Source organism: Ciceribacter thiooxidans (assembly GCF_014126615.1).
GTDB classification, from domain to species: Bacteria; Pseudomonadota; Alphaproteobacteria; order Rhizobiales; family Rhizobiaceae; genus Allorhizobium; species Allorhizobium thiooxidans.
Genome location: NZ_CP059896.1, coordinates 3,629,019 through 3,649,334 on the forward strand (window position 1 = coordinate 3,629,019; position 20,316 = coordinate 3,649,334).

At 60.5% G+C, this 20,316-nt stretch carries 17 protein-coding genes and 2 pseudogenes; 9 read left to right on the top strand and 10 right to left on the bottom strand.

The features are described 5' to 3' along the window. Nucleotides 1-78: 78 nt before the first annotated feature. Nucleotides 79-1,116, top strand: a complete 1,038-nt coding sequence (gene ftsZ / locus H4I97_RS17945) for a cell division protein FtsZ (protein WP_182305934.1) — start codon at nucleotides 79-81, stop codon at nucleotides 1,114-1,116. Nucleotides 1,117-1,140: 24 nt separating this feature from the next. Here ftsZ and H4I97_RS17950 read toward each other — a convergent pair whose 3' ends face one another. Beyond that, nucleotides 1,141-1,728 carry an IMPACT family protein gene (locus tag H4I97_RS17950; RefSeq protein WP_182305935.1) on the bottom strand — a complete coding sequence of 196 codons (588 nt, stop codon included), beginning with the start codon at nucleotides 1,726-1,728 and terminating at the stop codon, nucleotides 1,141-1,143. Between the two features lie 501 nt (nucleotides 1,729-2,229). Here H4I97_RS17950 and H4I97_RS17955 point away from each other — a divergent pair. The 5 genes from H4I97_RS17955 (at nucleotide 2,230) to H4I97_RS17975 (ending at nucleotide 7,642) form a co-directional block, all read left to right on the top strand. After that, nucleotides 2,230-3,825: an ABC transporter substrate-binding protein gene (locus tag H4I97_RS17955; protein WP_182305936.1), complete on the top strand. Its 1,596-nt coding sequence runs from the start codon at nucleotides 2,230-2,232 to the stop codon at nucleotides 3,823-3,825. Nucleotides 3,826-3,989: 164 nt separating this feature from the next. Beyond that, on the top strand, nucleotides 3,990-4,994 hold the full coding sequence (locus H4I97_RS17960) for an ABC transporter permease subunit (RefSeq protein WP_182305937.1): 1,005 nt from the start codon (nucleotides 3,990-3,992) through the stop codon (nucleotides 4,992-4,994). Between the two features lie 14 nt (nucleotides 4,995-5,008). Then, entirely contained in the window at nucleotides 5,009-5,932 is a 924-nt protein-coding gene (locus tag H4I97_RS17965) for an ABC transporter permease subunit (RefSeq protein ID WP_182305938.1), read from the top strand. 1 nt (nucleotide 5,933) lies between these two features. Next, the gene (locus H4I97_RS17970) at nucleotides 5,934-6,785 is read left to right on the top strand and encodes an ABC transporter ATP-binding protein (RefSeq protein WP_182305939.1); all 852 of its coding nucleotides are present in this window, start codon (nucleotides 5,934-5,936) and stop codon (nucleotides 6,783-6,785) included. Then, nucleotides 6,782-7,642: a dipeptide ABC transporter ATP-binding protein gene (locus H4I97_RS17975; RefSeq protein WP_182305940.1), complete on the top strand. Its 861-nt coding sequence runs from the start codon at nucleotides 6,782-6,784 to the stop codon at nucleotides 7,640-7,642. The genes H4I97_RS17970 and H4I97_RS17975 overlap by 4 nt, the downstream gene beginning before the upstream one ends. A gap of 48 nt (nucleotides 7,643-7,690) precedes the next feature. On the opposite strand, the gene H4I97_RS17980 is transcribed toward H4I97_RS17975, so the two are convergent. The 5 genes from H4I97_RS17980 to H4I97_RS18000 form a co-directional block, all read right to left on the bottom strand. Continuing rightward, nucleotides 7,691-8,662 carry an oligopeptide/dipeptide ABC transporter ATP-binding protein gene (locus tag H4I97_RS17980; protein ID WP_182305941.1) on the bottom strand — a complete coding sequence of 324 codons (972 nt, stop codon included), beginning with the start codon at nucleotides 8,660-8,662 and terminating at the stop codon, nucleotides 7,691-7,693. Further along, nucleotides 8,659-9,645: an ABC transporter ATP-binding protein gene (locus H4I97_RS17985; protein ID WP_182305942.1), complete on the bottom strand. Its 987-nt coding sequence runs from the start codon at nucleotides 9,643-9,645 to the stop codon at nucleotides 8,659-8,661. Before H4I97_RS17985 ends, H4I97_RS17980 begins: the two co-directional genes overlap by 4 nt. Further along, the gene (locus H4I97_RS17990; protein ID WP_244658805.1) at nucleotides 9,642-10,460 is read right to left on the bottom strand and encodes an ABC transporter permease; all 819 of its coding nucleotides are present in this window, start codon (nucleotides 10,458-10,460) and stop codon (nucleotides 9,642-9,644) included. The genes H4I97_RS17985 and H4I97_RS17990 overlap by 4 nt, the downstream gene beginning before the upstream one ends. 38 nt (nucleotides 10,461-10,498) lie before the next feature. After that, a complete protein-coding gene (locus H4I97_RS17995; protein ID WP_182305944.1) occupies nucleotides 10,499-11,449 on the bottom strand; it encodes an ABC transporter permease in 951 nt (316 codons plus the stop codon). A gap of 115 nt (nucleotides 11,450-11,564) precedes the next feature. Beyond that, nucleotides 11,565-13,097 carry an ABC transporter substrate-binding protein gene (locus H4I97_RS18000; protein WP_182305945.1) on the bottom strand — a complete coding sequence of 511 codons (1,533 nt, stop codon included), beginning with the start codon at nucleotides 13,095-13,097 and terminating at the stop codon, nucleotides 11,565-11,567. Between the two features lie 217 nt (nucleotides 13,098-13,314). Between H4I97_RS18000 and H4I97_RS18005 the strand changes: the two genes are divergently transcribed. From H4I97_RS18005 to H4I97_RS18015, 3 genes and pseudogenes are all read left to right on the top strand, one after another. Then, complete coding sequence (locus H4I97_RS18005; RefSeq protein WP_182305946.1) at nucleotides 13,315-14,040, top strand: FadR/GntR family transcriptional regulator; 726 nt, start codon at nucleotides 13,315-13,317, stop codon at nucleotides 14,038-14,040. Between the two features lie 9 nt (nucleotides 14,041-14,049). After that, nucleotides 14,050-15,251, top strand: a pseudogene (locus H4I97_RS18010) (mandelate racemase/muconate lactonizing enzyme family protein). A 34-nt stretch (nucleotides 15,252-15,285) separates the two neighbouring features. Continuing rightward, entirely contained in the window at nucleotides 15,286-16,203 is a 918-nt protein-coding gene (locus H4I97_RS18015) for a DMT family transporter (protein ID WP_378143163.1), read from the top strand. 66 nt (nucleotides 16,204-16,269) lie between these two features. On the opposite strand, the gene H4I97_RS18020 is transcribed toward H4I97_RS18015, so the two are convergent. From H4I97_RS18020 to H4I97_RS18035, 4 genes and pseudogenes are all read right to left on the bottom strand, one after another. After that, nucleotides 16,270-17,277: a TRAP transporter substrate-binding protein gene (locus H4I97_RS18020; RefSeq protein WP_182305947.1), complete on the bottom strand. Its 1,008-nt coding sequence runs from the start codon at nucleotides 17,275-17,277 to the stop codon at nucleotides 16,270-16,272. A gap of 46 nt (nucleotides 17,278-17,323) precedes the next feature. Beyond that, nucleotides 17,324-18,601, bottom strand: coding sequence for a TRAP transporter large permease (locus H4I97_RS18025; RefSeq protein WP_182305948.1), 1,278 nt, complete (start codon nucleotides 18,599-18,601; stop codon nucleotides 17,324-17,326). Next, nucleotides 18,601-19,134: a TRAP transporter small permease gene (locus H4I97_RS18030; RefSeq protein ID WP_182305949.1), complete on the bottom strand. Its 534-nt coding sequence runs from the start codon at nucleotides 19,132-19,134 to the stop codon at nucleotides 18,601-18,603. The genes H4I97_RS18025 and H4I97_RS18030 overlap by 1 nt, the downstream gene beginning before the upstream one ends. A 5-nt stretch (nucleotides 19,135-19,139) precedes the next feature. Next, nucleotides 19,140-20,305 (bottom strand): annotated as a pseudogene (locus tag H4I97_RS18035) (fumarylacetoacetate hydrolase family protein). Nucleotides 20,306-20,316: the final 11 nt, after the last annotated feature.

Genomic DNA, 20,316 nt, shown 5'->3' on the forward strand with positions numbered 1-20,316 from the left:
CGGCCGGAGGCCGGCCAGTACCAAATCCAGCCGCCTGCGCCGAGCGCTGAGCGGCTTCAACGGCTCCGGGAGACGAGCATGACGGACAACACGAAACCGGAGATCACCGAAATGCGGCCCAAGATTGCGGTCATCGGTATCGGCGGCGGCGGCGGCAACGCAGTCAACAACATGATCGCCGAGGGGCTGGAGGGCGCGGAATTCATCGTCGCCAATACGGACGCCCAGGCTTTGACGATGTCCAAGGCCGCGCGGATCATCCAGCTGGGTGCGACCGTGACCCAGGGGCTCGGAGCCGGTTCCTTGCCCGATGTCGGTCGGGCGGCAGCCGAGGAGTCGATCGATGAGATCATGGATCACCTCGCCGGCACGCATATGTGCTTCGTTACGGCGGGTATGGGCGGCGGTACCGGAACCGGTGCGGCACCTGTGATCGCGGAAGCGGCACGTCGGGCGGGTATTCTAACGGTCGGGGTGGTCACCAAGCCCTTCACGTTCGAGGGCCGGCGCCGCATGCAGGCTGCGGAGGAGGGCATCGAACGCCTGAGGGAAAGCACCGATACGGTCATCGTCATTCCCAATCAGAATCTCTTCCGCGTCGCAGACGCCAAGACGACCTTTGCAGACGCCTTCTCGATGGCTGACCGGGTGCTCTATTCCGGTGTGGGATGTATCACAGACCTGATCGTCAAAGAGGGTCTGATCAATCTCGATTTCGCCGACGTCAAGACGGTGATGCGCGACATGGGGCGCGCCATGATGGGAACGGGTGAGGCCTCCGGGGAGGCTCGCGCGATGAAGGCGGCGGAGGCGGCAATATCGAACCCGTTGCTCGATGAAGTCTCGATGAAGGGCGCCCGCGGCGTGCTGATCTCGATCTCCGGCGGAACGGACATGACCCTGTTCGAAGTGGATGAGGCCGCTACGCGCATTCGCGACGAGGTCTACCACGACGCCAATATCGTCGTGGGCGCTATTTTCGACCAGAGCCTTGCCGGAAAGTTCAGGGTTTCGGTGGTTGCGACCGGACTGAGCGATCCGCTTTCGGCGGAAGAAGCAGCGGTTGTCGGAGGCGAGGGGCACATGAGTGAGGGCATGTCCCGACTGCTGCAATAGCCGTGTCGTGGCGGCCGCGACGATCTAGATCGAAACGAGAAGGATCGAGCGGCCGCTTGTCACGTCGGAAACCAGTCTGCGGACCGCTGCGGTTTCAAGTTCAGGAAGTGCGAGCGCAAGCTCGGCACCTTCTTCGGTGAAGACTTCCTCTTCAATCCTGAGGTCCGGCACGGCAAGCAAGCGCGCCTTGACGATCGCCAGATCGGCAAAGCCGACCTTCACCTGCGCAGGCACCCGAGGAATGACGAGGCTTTTCGGCGCAGCGCGAAGGCAGGCCGCGGCAGTCCCTCCATATGCACGGACCAAGCCGCCGCTGCCGAGCAGGACGCCGCCGAACCATCGACTGACGACAACAGCCACATTGTCCAGCGACTGTCCGTCAATCGCTTGCAGAATCGGCTTTCCAGCCGTTCCGCTCGGCTCACCGTCGTCGCTGAACCGGTATCTCGAGCCGATACGCCACGCCCAGCAGTTATGCCCGGCGGAGAGTTCTGAATAGGTTTCGATGAAGTCCCTCGCCGCCGCTTCTGTGGCGACCGGACCGGAGACCGCCTGAAACCGGCTTCTCTTGATTTCCTGTTCAAACGTTTGTGTGCTTTCGAGCGTGTACATTCCGATCTCCCGGTACACGACTTAGGACACCCACATCGGGAAGGCCAGCTCTATGACACCAGCGAGTTTTGGGCCTGTAACGGGCGGTCTCGTCCAAAAAACGACCTCAAAATCGCCGAGAAACGCCTCATTCGCCGTTTCCTACACATTTTTAGGGCAAGTTCGTGTCACTGGCTCGACAAGTGGTTTGTAATCGTTATGCTGCGCCCCATACCGCTTTGGTGGTAGAAAAATACTAAAATCGTGCCAATTCAAGAAAACACGAATGACGATCGGCTCGACCCGAACAAAATTCTCCCCCTCTCAGTTTCTTCGATCAAAGCAGCCGACCAACGGTTTTGCTTCGATCGTGAAAGAGACCGCCTCGGGTTTTCTCGTGGCGAGGTGGCGAACGCGTGTGTGTAGAGAGTTCGGAGAATGCGGCCAACCTTCGGCCGGAACCGCGAGCCGTTGAAACAACCCAGGCCGGCGGTCCGGCCCTCTTCAATTGGGAGACACACTATGAAGTATAAACTGGGTATCGCTGCTGCACTGCTTTCGGCGACTTTCTTCGCCAGCGCTGCGAGCGCCAAGACTTTCGTCTATTGCTCCGAAGGCTCGCCGGAGGGCTTCGATCCCGGCCTTTACACGGCCGGCACGACCTTCGATGCGTCCGCGCACCCTGTCTACAGCCGACTGCTCGAATTCGAGCCCGGCACGACGAAGCCGGTTCCTGGTCTCGCCGAGAGCTGGACCGTCTCCGACGACGGGAAGGAATACGTCTTCAAGCTGCGCAAGGACATCAAGTTCCATACCACGGACTTCTTTACGCCGACCCGCACCCTGAACGCTGACGATGTCGTCTTTTCAATCGATCGCCAGATCAACAAGAGCAATCCGTGGAACCAGTATGTCGCCGGTGCTGCATGGGAATATGCGGCAGGGATGGGCTTCCCGGACCTGATCAAGTCGGTGGAGAAGGTCGACGACCTGACCGTCAAATTCGTCCTCAACCGCCCGGAAGCGCCGTTCCTCGCCAATCTCGCAATGCCTTTCGCCTCGATCGTTTCGAAGGAATATGCCGACAGCCTCGACGCAGCCGGCAAGAAGGAACAGCTGAACCAGATGCCGGTCGGAACCGGACCGTTCGTCTTCGTCGGATACCAGCAGGACGCCGTCATCCGTTACAAGAAGAATGCCGACTACTGGGGTGGTGCGCCGAAGATCGACGACCTCGTCTTCGCGATCACGACGGATGCAGCGGTGCGCTATCAGAAGCTGAAGGCCGGCGAATGCCACCTGATGCCCTATCCGAATGCCGCTGATGTCGAAACCATGAAGTCCGATCCGGCCCTCACGGTTATGGAACAGGAAGGCCTCAACGTCGCCTACCTCGCCTACAACACGACCCAGGCGCCCTTCGACAAGGTCGAGGTTCGCAAGGCACTCAACAAGGCGATCAACAAGCAGGCGATCGTCGACGCCATCTTCCAGGGCATGGCAACGCCGGCGAAGAACCCGATCCCGCCGACCATGTGGTCCTACAACGACAAGGTTGAGGACGACACGTATGATCTCGACGCTGCGAAGAAGATGCTCGAAGAAGCCGGCGTCAAGGATCTGTCGATGAAGCTCTGGGCCATGCCGGTTTCGCGTCCCTACATGCTGAATGCCCGTCGTGCTGCCGAAATCATCCAGGACGACTTCGCCAAGATAGGGGTAAAGGCCGAAATCGTGTCCTACGAATGGGCCGAGTATCTCGACCGCTCCAAGGCGAAGGATCGTGACGGCGCCGTCATGCTCGGCTGGACCGGTGACAATGGCGATCCGGACAACTTCCTCGACACCCTGCTCGGCTGCGACGCCGTCGGTGGCAACAACCGTGCCCAGTGGTGCAACAAGGAGTTCGACGAGCTTGTGAAGAAGGCGAAGATCACTTCCGACCAGGCCGAGCGCACTAAGCTCTATGAGGAGGCTCAGGTCGTCTTCAAGCGCGAAGCGCCGTGGGCGACGCTCGACCACTCGCTGTCGGTCGTGCCGATGCGCAAGGAAGTCAGCGGCTTCGTGCAGAGCCCGCTTGGTGATTTCACCTTCGAGAACGTCGATATCGCCGAGTAACGACGTATATTAGAACTTTTGCCGCGGGATGCGTTGCGCCTCCCGCGGCATTCGTACTAATAGAGCACCCAATTGAAGCACGTCATGCTTAGCGGCTGAGGTCTGGCCGTTCCGGATGCATATCCGTCAATCAGATCTTCCGCAGAAACAGCGACAGGTTCCCTATGTTCAGCTTCCTTTTGCGGCGCCTCGCCGTGTTGATCCCGACATTTATCGGGGTTTCGATCATCGCCTTCTCGTTCATCCGGATGCTGCCGGGCGATCCCGTTGCGCTGCTGTCCGGTGAGCGCGTGATGTCGCCGGAGCGTCACGCCGAAATCAGTGCTCACCTCGGTCTGGATAGGCCGCTCGTCGTGCAGTATTTCGACTATCTCGGCGGGATCGTTACCGGCGATTTCGGTACTTCTATCGTTTCGAAGACGCCGATCCTCGAGCAGTTCCTCTCTCTCTTCCCCGCCACGGTCGAGCTGTCATTGTGTGCGATCGTCATCGCCGTCCTCCTCGGTATTCCGGCGGGCGTCTTTGCGGCAATCAAACGGGGCTCATTCTTCGACCAGGCTCTCATGGGAGTTGCGCTTGTCGGCTACTCGATGCCGATCTTCTGGTGGGGACTGCTGCTGATCATCCTGTTTTCGGGTATCCTGCAATGGACACCCGTGTCGGGACGCATCTCGCTGATGTATTTCTTCCCGCCTGTTACCGGCTTCATGCTGATCGACTCCCTTCTGTCAGATCAGAAAGGCGCATTCTTTTCCGCGCTCAGTCATCTTGTGTTGCCGTCGATCGTGCTCGCGACGATACCGCTTGCGGTGATCGCGCGGCAGACGCGCTCGGCGATGCTGGAGGTGCTCTCCGAAGACTACGTGCGTACCGCCCGTGCAAAGGGTCTTTCGCCGTTCAGGGTGATCGGTGTCCACGCGCTGCGAAACGCCATGATCCCGGTCATTACGACGATCGGCCTGCAGATCGGCGTCATGCTCGCGGGAGCGATCCTCACGGAGACGATCTTCTCCTGGCCGGGGATCGGCAAATGGATGGTCGATTCCGTCTTCCGCCGTGACTACCCGGTCATCCAGGGCGGACTACTGCTGATCGCGGCCATCATCATGGTCGTCAATCTCATTGTTGATCTGCTTTACGGCCTGATCAACCCTCGTATCCGGCACTAGAAGGAGAAAATCCCATGGCCGATACCATCAACGATATCGACAACTCTCCAGAGGTCCTCTCGACCGCAGCTTTGCGGCGGAAGATGCTCAAGGAGTTCTGGTTCTACTTTTCTGAAAACCGCGGCGCCGTCATCGGGCTCTTCGTCTTTCTCCTACTGGTGATCGTCGCAGTCTTTGCGCCGTTCATCGCACCGCATTCTCCTTTTGAACAGTACCGCGACGCGGTGCTTCTCCCCCCTGCCTGGATCGACGGCGGCCGCGGCGGCTATCTGCTCGGCACCGATCCTGTCGGTCGCGACATTCTTTCCCGTCTTCTCTACGGCGCACAGTATTCGCTGTTCATCGGCGTTTTCGTGACCACCCTGTCGCTGTCTTCTGGTGTGCTGATCGGGGTCTTCGCAGGCTATTACCGCGGTTGGGTCGACACCATCATCATGCGCCTGATGGACATCATTCTCGCCTTCCCCTCGCTTCTGCTCGCGCTCGTGCTGGTCGCGATCCTGGGGCCGGGCCTGACCAACGGGATGATTGCCATCGCGCTCGTCTTGCAGCCGCACTTCGTGCGCCTTACGCGCGCGGCGGTCATGAGCGAGAAAGGCCGCGACTACGTCACCGCATCCCGCTTGGCAGGCGCCAGCCCGTTGAGGCTCATGTTCCGGACCATCCTTCCGAACTGCATGGCGCCTCTGATCGTCCAGGGAACATTGTCGTTCTCCAATGCAATCCTCGACGCGGCGGCACTCGGCTTCCTGGGAATGGGTGCCCAGCCGCCGGCCCCGGAATGGGGAACGATGCTCGCCGAAGCGCGCGAATTCATCCTCCGGGCCTGGTGGGTCGTCACCTTCCCCGGTCTTGCAATCCTCATCACCGTGCTGGCGATCAACCTTATGGGTGACGGCCTGCGCGATGCTCTCGATCCGAAGATGAAGAGGTCGTGAAATGGCCCTGCTCGAAATCCAGAATCTGACGGTCGAGTTCGAAACCGCAACGGGATGGTTCAAGGCGGTCGACGGCGTATCGCTCTCGGTCGATGCCGGTGAGGTACTGGCAATCGTCGGCGAGTCCGGCTCGGGAAAGTCGGTTTCCATGCTGGCCGTCATGGGGCTTTTGCCCTGGACGGCGAAGATCACCGCCGATCGAATGCTGTTCCAGGGGCGGGACATCCAGAATCTGTCGCCAGCGGCCCGCAGGGAACTGATCGGCAAGGACATTGCGATGATCTTCCAGGAGCCGGTCGCAAGTCTCAATCCGTGTTTCACGGTCGGCTTCCAGATCGAGGAAGTTCTTCGCGTCCATATGGGAATGGACAAGAAGGCGCGCCGGACGCGTGCGGTGGAACTTCTCCGCCAGGTCGGCCTTCCCAATCCGGAAGAACGGCTCGGCCATTTCCCGCACCAGATGTCCGGTGGTCAGTGCCAGCGCGTTATGATTGCCATGGCGATCGCCTGCGATCCGAAACTTCTGATCGCCGATGAGCCGACCACAGCGCTGGACGTCACTATCCAGAAGCAAATTCTCGACCTCCTGATGTCGCTGCAGGCGAAGAACGGGATGGGCCTCATCATGATCACCCACGACATGGGCGTGGTGGCGGAGACGGCCGATCGGGTGATCGTCCAATACAAGGGTCGGAAGATGGAAGAGGCCGACGTTCTGACGCTCTTCGAGGCGCCGAAGAGCAACTACACCAAGGCACTGCTCTCCGCGCTGCCGGAAAACGCAACCGGTGACCGCCTGACGACGGTCTCCGATTTCATGACTGGAGCGGATGCCGAGGGAGAAGACGCATGAGCGCTATGCAGGAAGATACCAGGCCGATGCTCGAGATCCGCGACATCAAGCGCGACTATCATGTGCCAACCGGCCTCTTCAAACCGGAGAAGATCGTTCATGCCGTGAAGGGAGTGTCCTTCTCGCTGGAGGCCGGAAAGACGCTGGCGATTGTCGGTGAAAGCGGGTGCGGCAAGTCGACTCTCGCGCGGATTCTCACGTTCATCGACGAACCGACTTCGGGTGAGCTCCTTATCGACGGCAACAAGGTCGACACTCGTCCGGGGCATCTGACGCCCGAGATGCGTCGGAAGGTACAGATCGTCTTTCAGAACCCTTACGGATCTCTCAATCCTCGCCAGAAGATCGGCGATGTCCTTGGGGAACCACTGCTGATCAATACTGGCATGTCGGCAGCGGAGCGACGGGAACGGTCGACCGAGATGCTCGTCAAGGTGGGACTCGGACCCGAACACTACAATCGTTACCCGCATATGTTCTCCGGCGGACAGCGCCAGCGCATTGCGATTGCCCGCGCCTTGATGCTCAACCCTAAGCTTCTCGTCCTTGATGAACCGGTTTCGGCCCTCGACCTTTCGGTCCAGGCGCAGGTTCTCAATCTGCTCGCCGACCTACAGGAAGAATTTGGGCTGACCTACGTCTTTATCAGCCATGACCTTTCGGTGGTTCGTTACATCGCCGACGAGGTCATGGTGATGTATTTCGGCGAAGCTGTCGAATACGGTACCCGCGATGCGGTATTTTCCGACCCGCAGCACGAGTACACGAAGACGCTGTTTGCTGCGACGCCACGGGCGGACGTCGAATCGATCCGGGCACGCTTGGCTGCGAAGGGTCGGCTGAAGGCTGTCGGCTGACGATCACACTGCCGGCTGCGGCTCGAACACCGTAGTGCAAGTTCGGGGTCAGGTCTCGTCCTGACCCGGGCGGTGACAGGAAACCGAGCGTCCGGGCGAAACCGGGTGCAATACCGGGCGTTCGGTCCCGCATCGTTCGATTGCGCGCGGGCACCTCGTTCGGAACGCGCAACCATTTTCTCCTGCCGGAGCTTTGAGCGGCGGCTGCACCTGCGGCAGCTGCCTTTGGTGCGCCTGGACATTCGGCTCAGCTGCCGCCAAGGCTTGCGAATATGGATGGAGCGGTTTCCGGAAGACCTCGTCGGCCGGTCCCGTCTCCACGATCCGGCCGCCATACATCACGCCCACCGTGTCTGCAACGCAATCAACTGCTGCAAGATTGTGGCTGATGAAGAGGAATGCGACGCCACGGCGCTCGCGCAAATCCATGATGAGATTGAGGATCTGGGCCTGAACCGAGAGATCGAGCGCGGAGACCGGCTCGTCCGCGATGACCAGCTTCGGTTCCGTCACCAGTGCGCGGGCGATCGCGATGCGTTGGCGTTGCCCACCGGAGAACTCATGCGGGTAGCGGCGCATATGATTGACGGATAGTCCGACACTTTCCAGTACTTCGGCCACCCTGTCCTCGATCTGCCGACGACCGAGACGTACCGGCAGGGCATGAAGTGGCTCGGCCACGGTCCTGCCGATCCGCTGGCGTGGGTCGAGGGATCCGAACGGATCCTGGAATACCATCTGAAATGCGCTGCGCCGGTGCATAAGCTGGCGGGCGGGCAACGTGAAAAGGTCGTCACCGTCGAACATGACCTTGCCGGATGTCGGCCGGTCGAGCGCCGCAACGATGCGCGCGAGTGTCGATTTGCCGGAGCCGGACTCACCGACCAGACCGAAAATGCTGCCTGGTTCTATACGGAGCGACACGGAGTCGAGTGCCCGATGGCGATGTGGGGACAAGAACAAGGCGTGTGAGACGTAGTCACGCGTTACCTCTTGCACGTCGAGAAGCGGGGCTTTCATCGGGACGTCTCCCGGCCTGGATCATGGATGCACCGGCTCCCCCCTCCCTCCGGCAGTGAGAACCACGGTGGGTCGACCTCATGGCAACGCGTTTCACGCTCCGGGCATCGATCGGAAAAGGCGCAACCGCGCGGACGATGCGTGAAGGTCGGCACCGTTCCCGGAATGGCAGCGAGGCGCTGTCCTCTTTCAAGACGACGTGGCACGGTGTGCAGAAGACTGCGTGTGTAGGGATTGAAAGGGGCGGTGAGAACCGCGTGGGTTGCTCCCTCCTCCATCATCCGTCCTGCATACATGACGATCATGCGCTGGCAGGTACTGGCGACAACGCCGAGATCGTGGCTGACAAAGATGAGCGCCATTCCTTGTTCGCGGACCAGCTCGTCGAGGATGTCGAGAATTTCCGCCTGTACAGTGACGTCGAGGGCTGTCGTGGGCTCGTCCGCAATCAGCAAGGGCGGATTCAGCGCCAGTGCGATTGCGATGCCGATGCGCTGGCGCTGCCCGCCGGACATCTCGTGTGGATACATTCGCGCACGACGGTGCACGTCCGGAATCCGCACCTGATCGAGCAACCGGAGCGCCTCTGCGCGGGCTTTCTGCCAGCTCACCCCCCTGTGCCAGACGAGTCCTTCTGCGACCTGATCGCCAACCGTCATGACGGGATTGAGGGCGGTCGCCGGTTCCTGGAAGATCATGCCGATCCTGTTTCCGCGTACCCGGCACATCTCGTCGTCCGAGAGGGCGAGCAGATCTTGGCCCTCGAAGGTGATGTGGCCGCCCGCGCGGGCTGCTGCGGGCAGCAAGCCCATGATCGCAAGGGCGAGCAGCGATTTTCCGGACCCGGATTCCCCGACGATTCCGAGCGTCTCGCCCGGCCGCAGGGCGAACGAGATATCGCGCAATATCGAGGATGCCACGCCATCGCTTCCGCGGAGCGACACGGTCAGTCCGTCGACTGCAAGCAGGGTATCGCCCTTCATCGGCAGTCCTCGGTTCGCGGATCTAACAAGTCCCGCAGTCCATCACCCAGCATGTTGAAGCCGAGAACGGCGACGGCAATGGCAAGACCCGGGAGGATGGCGAGCCATGGAGCGATTTCGAGGTAGGTTTGCGCGTCCGCGAGCATGCGGCCCCAGGTCGGCGCCGGTGGTGGGGTCCCGAGCCCGAGGAAACTCAGGCCTGCTTCGGTCAGAATTGCAAGGCCGAGCTGGACCGCGGCTTGCACGACGATCTGGTTTGCGATGTTGGGGAACACGTGCTCGATTGTGATCAGCAAATTGCCCTTGCCTGCGCCGCGTGCGGCAAGGACATAATTTCGCGACCAGACCTGTCGTGCCGCACCGGCGGCGACACGTGTGAAGACGGGGACCATGAACACGGCGATGGCAATCACTGCGGTCCACCGTCCCGTCCCTAGAAACGCGCCGAGCATCATCGCCGACAGGATCGGCGGAACGGCAAAGACCACGTCTGCCGTGCGCATGACGAATGCTTCCGCAAGGCCGCGTCGGCTTGCGGCAAACATGCCGATCAGTGTCCCCGTCGAGGCGCCTATGGCGACTGCCGCGGCCGCGATCGACAGCGAGTTCCACGCGCCGACCATCAGCATGGACAGAACATCACGCCCGTATTGGTCGGTCCCAAACAGACCATAGGATAGCGGAGGCTGCAGCTTGTGCGTGATCTGCATCTTGCCTGGGGAAAGGGGCGTCCAGATCAGCGAGATGAGCGCGACGGTGACGAGGATGGTGGTGAGTGTCCCGCCGGCGATGAGACCGGCACCCCATCTCGGCATTCGGTTAGCCGGCTGCGGGTTCGCCGTCGTCGGGAGCCTCATGACGCCGTCTCGCGCAGTCGCGGATCGAGAAAGAGGTAGGAGAGATCGACCAGGAAATTGACGATGACGACGAGGCCGGCAAAGAACAGAACGACGTCCTGTAGAACGACGACATCGCGTTGCATCAGCGCCTGGTAGGCGAGCCTGCCCAGCCCCGGCAGATTGAAGAGGTTCTCGACCAGGATCGCTCCGGCCACCAGGAAAGTGAATTGCAGGCCGAGAACGGTGACGACCGGAACCATGGCGTTCGGAACAGCATGCCGCCAAAGCGCGACTCTTTGGGGAAGACCCTTGGCGCGGGCAGTGCGGACATAATCTTCGTTCAATACCTCGAGGACGGCCGAACGGGTCACGCGGGTCAGAACGCCCGCCTGTGGGAGGGCGAGTGCAACGGCCGGCAAGACGAGCGATTTCAGCGCCGCCCCAAGGCCGCTTTCCCAACCCGGGAAACCACCCGACGGCATGACGCGCAGCCGGACGGAAAAGAGGAGAATTAATAGTAATGCGACCCAGAAGCCCGGCACTGCGATGAAGAGCTGCGAGAGAACGCCCACGGCATGGTCGAAGGCGGAACTGCGCCGAGCTGCAGAAAGGGCCCCGAGCGGCAAGGCTATCGCGACGGAGAGTACGACCGCAATAGCCGCCAGCGGAAGGGTGACTGCAAGACGTTCGGCAAGCAGTTCGGAAACCGGAACGCCGTAGACATAGGAGGTGCCGAAATCGCCACGAGCGGCACTCGCAAGCCACACGAAATAGCGAAGCAGGAGAGGCTGATCGAGGCCCAGCTCATGCCGCAGGGCAGCAAGTGTGTCCGGGCTCGCCGACGTACCAAGCATGACCGCTGCGGGATCGCCCGGCAGCACGTCCATGACGGCGAAGACAAGCACCGACACGGCAAGAAGCGTCAGCAGCAGGGCGACCACTCGGCGCATCAGTACGGTTAGCATCGCGGATTCCCCTTACCTACACAGGTGGCAAGGCCAAGGCGTTGCTCCGCCTCGTCGTCGGAGCCCACGCGCGTCGCATACCTGTGCGCGCTCGCGATCCTCGCGAGGGTAGGATTCATTCTTTCCAATGCACATCCGTCAACACATTCGAGGGAATCGGCTCGTTCCGCCAAAGCCCCTCTATTCCCTTGTTCCAGATTCCGAGCTTTGGCATCACGAACAGATAGAGCGCAGGCACATCCTCCGCGAGGACCGTCTGGACATCGCCATAGATCGCATCTCGTGCAACCGGATCGGTTGTCTGTTCCGCCTTTGCGATGAGGCCGTTCAGCACTGGATTCCTGTAGTTGAAGTAGTAGGAATCGCGGCCGTAGATGTCGACGTCCATGGGCTCGGCATGGGCGACGATCGTCATGTCGTAGTCAGCGTTCTTGAAAACTTCCTGCACCCACTTCGCAGGGAATTCCGTGGGTTCGATGGTCATCGTCACGCCGATTTCCGCGAGCATGGCCTGCATGATCTCAGCGCTGCGGGTGGCATAAGACATTTGCGGTGCTCGCATGACGAAGCTGAAGCCGTCGGGATAACCGGCTTCCGCGAGCAGCGCCCTGGCCTTTTCAGGGTCGTAGGGATAGATGCCGGTCAGGTCGATGAAGCCCGGATCGTTCGGCGTGTAGTGGCTGCCGATCGGGGTTCCGAAGCCGGACCAGGCGCCATCGACCAGTGTCTTGCGGTCGAGCGCCATCATCAGCGCCTGGCGGACACGCTTGTCGTTGAATGGTTTTCGGGCATTGTTCATGCCGGCAACGACCTTGAGTTCCGTGTCGCCGATGACGGTTGTCAGGTTCGGGTCGTTCTCAAAGCTCCCGACGAGCTCCGGCGCGCCGAACTCCGGAAAGGCATCGACATCGCCGGACCTGAGGGCGGCTGCCTGTGCTTGCGGATCCGATATGAAGCGGAAAGTGACCTTGTCCAACCCGATCGACACGTCCTTGTTCCAGTAGTCCGTATTCGCGGCGAGTTCGACCTTGTCACCTTTCGCCCACCGGACGAACCGGAATGGACCTGTCCCGACCGGCGTCGTCCTGTCGCTTTCTGCGGTTTTGGTTCCTACGATCACTGATGACGGCCAAGCGAGCCAGTAGAGCAGACTGCCGGCCGGCTCCCTGAGCTTCAGGACGAGCGTTTCTGCGTCAGGCGTTTCGATTGTCGCTATCGATGAAAAAAAGCGCTTCTGCGGGTTGACGGAGTCTGCGCCGCGGGCGCGTTCCAGGGATGCTTTCGCAACGGCGGAATCGAACGTCTCGCCGTCGTGAAACGTCACGTTCCGTTGCAGTCTGAAGGTGTAGGTAAGACCGTCGGAGGAAATGGTCCAGCTCTTTGCAAGCTGAGGCTTGATGTTGCCGTCGCGGTCGACGGTGACGAGGCCTTCGAAGACGTTCTGCCACGTAACCTGGCCGATTGCGACGGGCGCAGCGATTGTGGGATCAAGCCCGATAGGCTCGATTGCCATGCCGAGAACGAGCGACCTGTCGGATTGTCCGGCGAGTGCAGGTACTGCAGGTACGGCAAGGGCCGCCGAAGCCAAGAAGGTGAACAGGAGTCCGTTCGACAGACGGCGTCTGGCCATCTGAAAGGCGCTGATCATTAGAAGTCCCTCCCGGAGTGCATTGCCGGACATTGCGCGCCGACACTCGGTGGAAATAGTGGCATCTCGCAAGTGCTCACACAACGTCATTTCTTCCGTCGGCCTGTCCGCATGACCGAAAAATGCTCGTCGAGCAACGGCACTCTTGTCGCCCACATTTGGGGCTAGGTTTTTCTCATCCCGTATTATAGCTTTCCGAATGTTATAGGAGAATCGTATGGATCGGGACGTAACCTTGTCACCAGCAGCAGCATCGTCCGGGGACTTTGTCGCGGTGACGATGACGGCGATCACTCGCTTCATTCGGGAGAATGAGTTGAAGCCTGGCGATCGTCTTCCGGCTGAAGCGGTGCTCACCAGAGAGCTTCATGTCTCCAGGACCGTGGTTCGGGAGGCGCTCCGCTCGCTTTCGGCTCTTCGGTTGGTCGATCTCGGGGCAGGAAAGCGTCCGACCGTCGCGCAACTCGACGACGAGACCATGGCGATGATGATGGCACATGGCGTCACCACCGACCAGATCGGCGTGCAGCACATCTATGATGCCCGCCGAACCATCGAAGGTCGCACGGTTGCGCTCGCCTCGCTTCGCCGTACTGACGCGGAAGCGCGCGAGATACTGGACCACGCTCGGGCAATGGAGCGGGATTTCGACCAACCTTCGGCGGTCATGGAGCACGATATCGCGTTCCATCTCGCAATCGCCCAGGCGTCACGCAATCCGGTCTTCGCATTGGTCATCGGAGCTTTCCGCGGGGTGATGCGCGAAACTTGGCCTATCGGCTGGCGCAGCCGGGCGCGCGACGAGGATCGCCGCGCCGTGACGCGGTTGCATGTGGACCTGGCGGAGACAATTGCCGCCGGCAATCCACGGACTGCTGTCGATCTCATGAACCAGCACTTCGATGGCAGCACAAAGGCGCTTCTGGCTGCCGGACTGATCTGAGGATACATCATGAAAATTACGGCGCTTGAAACCGTGCGCGTCGCCGAACGCGCCAATTTGCTCTGGCTCCTGGTTCACACGGATGAAGGCATCACGGGTCTGGGGGAGACCTTCTTCGGTGCGGAGACGGTCGAAGCTTACGTGCATGAGTACATTGCGCCCCGGGTAATCGGTCGCGACCCGCTGGAGATCGACCGACTTGCGGCGGATCTCATCGGATATCTCGGCTTTCGCTCCTCGGGCGCGGAGGTGCGGGGCAATTCTGCGTTCGACATTGCGCTCTGGGACATCTTCGGCAAGGCGACAGGTCAGCCGATCGCGCAGTTGCTCGGCGGGTTCACCAAGCGGGAGATCCGCACCTACAACACCTGTGCCGGAACCGAGTACATCAAGAAGGCAACCGGGCAGACCACTGCGAATTACGGGCTTTCCGAGGGGCGCGACTATGACGATCTGAACGGCTTTCTGCATCGCGCCGACGAACTTGCCCATTCCCTCCTCGAGGATGGCATCACGGCGATGAAGATATGGCCGTTCGATGCGGCGGCGGAGAAGACGCGTGGCCAGTATATTTCGATGCCGGATCTGAAACTGGCACTGAAGCCCTTCGAAAAGATCCGCGACGCTGTCGGCGACCGGATGGATATCATGGTCGAATTCCACTCGATGTGGCAGCTCCTGCCGGCGATCCAGATTGCAAAGGCACTCACGCCATTTCAGACGTTCTGGCACGAGGATCCGATCAAGATGGATAGCCTCTCCAGCCTGGCGCGCTATGCGGCTGCCTCACCGGCACCGATCTCCGCCTCGGAGACGCTCGGCTCGCGCTGGGCCTTCCGTGATCTTCTTGAAACCGGTGCGGCAGGTGTGGTCATGCTCGATATCAGCTGGTGCGGCGGGTTGTCCGAAGCCCGTAAGATCGCTGCCATGGCGGAAGCCTGGCATCTGCCCGTCGCCCCGCATGACTGTACGGGTCCGGTGGTATTGTGTGCCTCGACCCATTTGTCGCTCAATGCACCGAATGCTCTCGTCCAGGAGAGTGTTCGAGCGTTCTATCGTACCTGGTACCGCGACCTGGTTACTGCTCTTCCCGAGGTTCGCAATGGCATGATCACCGTTCCCCCGGTCCCGGGCTCGGAACGGAGCTTCACCCGGATCTCGACCAGGCCTTCACCGTAACCCGCCGTCGCTCGGACACCGCGAGCATTTGAACAGCCACCTCAGAACGAGATAGCAGAGGACATGATGACGCACGCCTCCACATCGGCCACAGCCCGTATGCCCGCATTCGCCGGGCCTCTTGTCATGTTGCTCGGCATGCTTCTGTTCGGCCTGAACGATGCGATGGGAAAATGGCTTCTCTCCAGCTACGGGCTTGGTCAGGTGGTGCTTATTCGCAGCATCGCGGCTCTTCTCGTCCTCTCGCCCTTCCTTTGGAAGGATGGTATCCCGTCGCTGGCGAAGGTCGAGCGGCCGTCGATGCAAATCCTTCGGGTGATTTTTTCGACCGTCGAGATCCTTTGTTTCTACTACGCCGTCATGTATCTGCCGCTGGCCGACGTGATGACCTACTGGCTGGCCGCGCCGATCTATGTCGCGGCCGCCTCACCGCTGCTTCTGGGTGAGAAAGTCGGTTGGCGGCGCTGGAGCGCGATTGCAATCGGCTTCTTCGGCGTCATCATCGCGCTGGAGCCTTCGCGCGCTATGTTTACCTTGCCTGCCCTCATCTCGATCTTCGGGAGTGCCGCGTTTGCGTTCATGATGCTTTCCGGGCGTGGCCTGCGGAAGACCCCGGACCGTGCACTTGTGTTCTTCCAGATTGTCGGAGCCGGAATCGCCGGTCTCGCGTTTTCACCGTTCGATTGGGCACCGGTCTCTTCCGTTCGCGATCTTTTCCTGTTGGGACTGCTGGGTATCGTCGCCATGGCGGCGCACATGCTCGTCAATCGTGCCCTCAAGATCTCCGACGCCGCTACGGTCGCACCGCTTCAGTATACGCTGCTTCTCTGGGCTGTTGTTTTCGGATGGATGTTCTTCGGCGACGTGCCCCGTATGAGCATGATGATCGGCGCGGGGCTGATCATCGCCTCCGGTCTCTTCATCTTTTTCCGCGAGCGCCAGCTCAAGAAGCGGGACGCTGTTCTTCCTGCTGTTCCCGAATGAGAAAACCCGCGTGCGCCCTCAATGAGGGTTTCACGCGGGTCCATGCTCCAGGGAGGAGGTTCTTGCTTACTTCTTGCGCATATCCGCCAGGATGCTCTGGACACGATCGACAACGTCGGCGCCGATCTCGTCCTTGTGCTTTTCGTAGACGACCTGCGACTTCTCGAGCATGCGGGCGTACTCTTCGGGAGACAGCGTGTTGACCTCTACGCCGGCTGCCTTGATCTTCTCGAGCGACTTCTGGTTCAGTTCGCGGATAACCTTTCGCTCAACGTCGCGGCCGACGACCGCACATTCGCGGAGGGCCGACTGCTCGTCCGGTGTATAGGTGTCGAAGATTGCTTTCGAGAAGAGGAACAGGAAGGGCGTGTACGCGTGCTTCGTCTCGCTGACGTAGTTCTGCACTTCGTAGAACTTTGAGGTGTCGATCGTGACGTAAGGATTTTCCTGTGCATCGATAGCCTTCGTCTCGAGTGCGGAGAAGACCTCACCGAAGGCCATGGGTGTCGCATTGGCACCGAAATTCTGGAAGGTGTCGAGGAAGATGTCGTTCTGCATGACGCGGACCTTCATGCCTTCCAGGTCTTCCCACTTGGTCACCGGCTTCTTCGAGTTCGAAAGATTGCGGAAGCCGTTCTCCCAATAGGCCAGGTTCACGAGGCCTGCCGCTTCGAGCTTTTGATCGAGGAACTGGCCGAATTCGCCGTCCATCACGGCGTCCGCCTCCTCGTTGCTGGTGAAGAGGAATGGAAGGTCGAAGACGCCGAGCGCCGGAACAATGCCGACGAGAGGCGATGAAGAGGTCACGACAGCTTCCTGCACGCCCGAGCGCAGGGCTTGGGTCGCCTGCAGGTCGCCACCGAGGGCGCCGCCCCAGAATGCCGTCAGCTTCAGCTTGCCGCCGGACTTCTCATCGAGGCACTTCTGCATCGCTTCGATACCGTTACCGACTGGGTGGTCAGCGTTGATGCCGTTGGAAACGCGGATATTGCGATCGTTGTACTCGGCAGACGCCGGAACGGCGGCAGAGCATGCAAAAATGGCGGCAGTCGTAGTCAGCAGCAGTTTTCTCATGGAATCCTCCCATTGAGTTGGATGATGTTGCAGGTTCAGGTCACTGTCAGTGCAGCCAGCGAGCAGGTACGAGGAGCAGGTCCGGAAACAGGACCAGAGCGAAGAGAACGACGACCTGCGCGATCAGGAAGGGCGCGACGCCCACCGTCACCTTGCCGAGCGGCACCCGACCGACGCCGCTGACGACGTTCAGTACGACTCCGACGGGCGGTGTCAGCAGACCGATGCAGGTATTCATGATGAACAGAACGCCGAAATAGACCGGGTCGATCCCTGCCTGCTTGATGATCGGCATCAGCACGGGCGTCAGAATCAGGATCGTAGGGGTCAGGTCGAGTGCTGTCCCGACGACCAGCACTACGAGCATGATGACGATCATCAGCAGGGTCGGGCGGTCGATAAGGGGCTCGATGTATCCGGTAATCTCGGCGGGAATATTCGCTGCCGTGATCAGCCACGCCGAGACGAGCGCCGCACACACCAGGAACATGATGACGGCTGTGGTCTTGGCTGCCTGAAGGATAACATGCGGCAGTTCCCTGGGCGATAGTTCCCGGTAGATAAACATGCCGACGAACAGCGCGTAGGCCGCCGCGACGACAGCCGCTTCCGTCGGGGTCACGATGCCTGCCTTGATGCCACCGAGAATGATGACCGGCATGCCCAGCGCCCAGAGTGCCCGAGCCGTTGCGCGAACGCGATCTTTCATCGGAGCGCGTGGAAGAGCTTCGACCTTGTCCTTGCGTACGACGATGAGCCAGGTGGCGATCAGCGCGGTGCCCATCATCAGGCCCGGCACGATACCGGCCATGAACAGCTGGGTGATCGACACGTTGGCGGAGACGCCGAAGACGATGAAGGCCATCGACGGCGGGATGACCGGGGCAATGACGCCACCGGAGGCGATGAGCCCCGCGGAACGTGGCACGTTGTAGCCAGCATTCGCCATCATCGGAATGAGGATCGCTGCGAGTGCGGCCGTATCGGCGGCCGCGGACCCCGAAATACTGGCCATAATGACCGCGGCCATGATCGCGACGATGCCGAGACCGCCGCGAATATGGCCAACACAGGCAATGGCGAAATCGATGATGCGCCGCGACAGACCGCCGGCATTCATCAGTTCACCGGCGAGAATGAAGAAGGGGATCGCGAGCAGGGTGAAGGTATCCGCCCCGGCGATCATGTTCTGGGCGATGATCTGCGTGTTGAACATGCCCATGAACCACATGAGCACGACGCCGCAGAACATCAACGCGAAGGCGACCGGAACGCCGACTGCCATTGCGCCGAGCAGCGAGACGATGAACACGACCAAGGTCATCAGGCGCGCTCCGAAAGATGCTCGAGGGACATGTTTTCGCCTGCGAAGGCGGCAATCTCTTCTTCGGTGACGCGGCCGGTCACCAGGCGGAACAGGCGTTCGAGCGCAATCAGAACGACGCCGGCACCGGTGAAGAAGCCGATTCCGTAAACCCAGATCATCGGCAGCTTGGTGACCGGCGAGGTCATGCTGGCGTTGATAGGCGCCTGTTTCCACGTGCCCCAGAAGAAGATCGCCGATACCGCGATAATGATGATGTTCGAAAGGATCATGCAGATGATCCGGCCCCTGCGGCCGAACAGCATGACCAAGGTTTCAACGCCGACATGGGCGTGTTCACGAAAAGCCACGACGGCGCCGACGAAGGTCAGCCAGACGAAGAAATAGCGCGAGAGTTCGTCGGAAACGTTGAGGCCGGAATTGAAGCCATATCGCATAACCACGTTGACGAAGACCATTACCGCCATCGCCGACAGAAAGAAGATGAGTAGTATTTCCAGGAAGCGATAGAACGTATCGATGACCTTCTGCATTGCCCTCACACCTTATTCAGGAGACCGCGGGCGGCCAGGTTGCGAATCAAGGCAGTTGTGCCGAACGTCCATTCCGGGCAGGTATCGCTGCGTTCTACCCAATTCACCAGACGACCGAGTTTCGGCGTCGAGATTTCGACGCGGTCGCCGATTTCATGGGTAAACCCGAGTCCTGCGGCATGGCGGTCCTTTACGGGCGCGAACATCGTACCGAGGAAGAGCACAGCGCCGTCCGGATACTGATGGCTGCGATTCAACATCTGGGACACCAAGTTTTCGGGAGACCGGCTGATTGCCTCCATCGGACTTTCACCTGACATCTCGAACCCGTCTTCGCCCCGCACTTTCAACGAAACCTTCACTCGCCGCAGATCGTCGAGTGTGAATGCTTGATCGAACAGGCGGATGAACGGCCCGATCGCACAGGAGGCATTGTTGTCCTTGGCCTTCCCGAGCAGGAGTGCCGACCGTCCCTCGACGTCACGCAGGTTGACGTCGTTCCCGAGCGTTGCACCGACGATCCGTCCATCGGACCGAACGGCGAGAACGACTTCCGGTTCCGGATTGTTCCAGGAGGAAATTGGGTGAAGGCCGACAAGTGCGCCGCAGCCCACCGCGGACATCGGCTGGGCCTTGGTGAAGATTTCGGCATCCGGTCCTATCCCGACCTCGAGATACTGAGACCAAAGACCCATCTCCTGAAGCAGGGCCTTCACTCTCGTAGCCTGCGGCGAACCTGCGACGAGTCCGCGCAGACTGTCTCCGAGAACCGGTGCGAGACGTGAGCGGATTTCCTGAGCACGAAGCGGGTCGCCCTTGGCCTGCTCCTCGATCACGCGCTCCAGCATGCTGTCGGCGAAAGTTACCCCCGCGGCCTTGATTGCCTGCAGGTCGACGGGGCGAGCAGGGCTCCTTCACGGCCGGACAGAAAATCATCGAGCGATCCGAGGTCGGGGAAGGTCTTCGGCTCGCGCAATCTCGCGATCAGGTCCTCGATATCGAGCAGCGACGCCATGGTAGCTGCCAACGACGTCAGATCCAGAATTCGGCCGTTTGCAACGAGGGCAGGGCAGGGGCCACCCGCGGCGTTCGACCATACGCGACCGACCAGCAGAGCATTGGCTTCCTCCGGCAGAATGGTCTCCGAATGAAGAACGCGTTCAGTGTTCACCCTTGTTCCTC

Excerpts from the sequence above, each read along its gene's own strand:
- H4I97_RS17980 (WP_182305941.1), bottom strand. The coding sequence starts at position 8,662 with ATGAAAGCCCCGCTTCTCGACGTGCAAGAGGTAACGCGTGACTACGTC.
- H4I97_RS17955 (WP_182305936.1), top strand. The coding sequence starts at position 2,230 with ATGAAGTATAAACTGGGTATCGCTGCTGCACTGCTTTCGGCGACTTTC.
- H4I97_RS17995 (WP_182305944.1), bottom strand. The coding sequence starts at position 11,449 with ATGCTAACCGTACTGATGCGCCGAGTGGTCGCCCTGCTGCTGACGCTT.
- H4I97_RS17960 (WP_182305937.1), top strand. The coding sequence starts at position 3,990 with ATGTTCAGCTTCCTTTTGCGGCGCCTCGCCGTGTTGATCCCGACATTT.
- H4I97_RS17990 (WP_244658805.1), bottom strand. The coding sequence starts at position 10,460 with ATGCCGAGATGGGGTGCCGGTCTCATCGCCGGCGGGACACTCACCACC.
- H4I97_RS17985 (WP_182305942.1), bottom strand. The coding sequence starts at position 9,645 with ATGAAGGGCGATACCCTGCTTGCAGTCGACGGACTGACCGTGTCGCTC.
- H4I97_RS18000 (WP_182305945.1), bottom strand. The coding sequence starts at position 13,097 with ATGATCAGCGCCTTTCAGATGGCCAGACGCCGTCTGTCGAACGGACTC.
- H4I97_RS18015 (WP_378143163.1), top strand. The coding sequence starts at position 15,286 with ATGACGCACGCCTCCACATCGGCCACAGCCCGTATGCCCGCATTCGCC.
- H4I97_RS18020 (WP_182305947.1), bottom strand. The coding sequence starts at position 17,277 with ATGAGAAAACTGCTGCTGACTACGACTGCCGCCATTTTTGCATGCTCT.
- H4I97_RS18025 (WP_182305948.1), bottom strand. The coding sequence starts at position 18,601 with ATGACCTTGGTCGTGTTCATCGTCTCGCTGCTCGGCGCAATGGCAGTC.
- H4I97_RS17975 (WP_182305940.1), top strand. The coding sequence starts at position 6,782 with ATGAGCGCTATGCAGGAAGATACCAGGCCGATGCTCGAGATCCGCGAC.
- H4I97_RS17965 (WP_182305938.1), top strand. The coding sequence starts at position 5,009 with ATGGCCGATACCATCAACGATATCGACAACTCTCCAGAGGTCCTCTCG.
- ftsZ (WP_182305934.1), top strand. The coding sequence starts at position 79 with ATGACGGACAACACGAAACCGGAGATCACCGAAATGCGGCCCAAGATT.
- H4I97_RS17970 (WP_182305939.1), top strand. The coding sequence starts at position 5,934 with ATGGCCCTGCTCGAAATCCAGAATCTGACGGTCGAGTTCGAAACCGCA.
- H4I97_RS18030 (WP_182305949.1), bottom strand. The coding sequence starts at position 19,134 with ATGCAGAAGGTCATCGATACGTTCTATCGCTTCCTGGAAATACTACTC.
- H4I97_RS18005 (WP_182305946.1), top strand. The coding sequence starts at position 13,315 with ATGGATCGGGACGTAACCTTGTCACCAGCAGCAGCATCGTCCGGGGAC.
- H4I97_RS17950 (WP_182305935.1), bottom strand. The coding sequence starts at position 1,728 with ATGTACACGCTCGAAAGCACACAAACGTTTGAACAGGAAATCAAGAGA.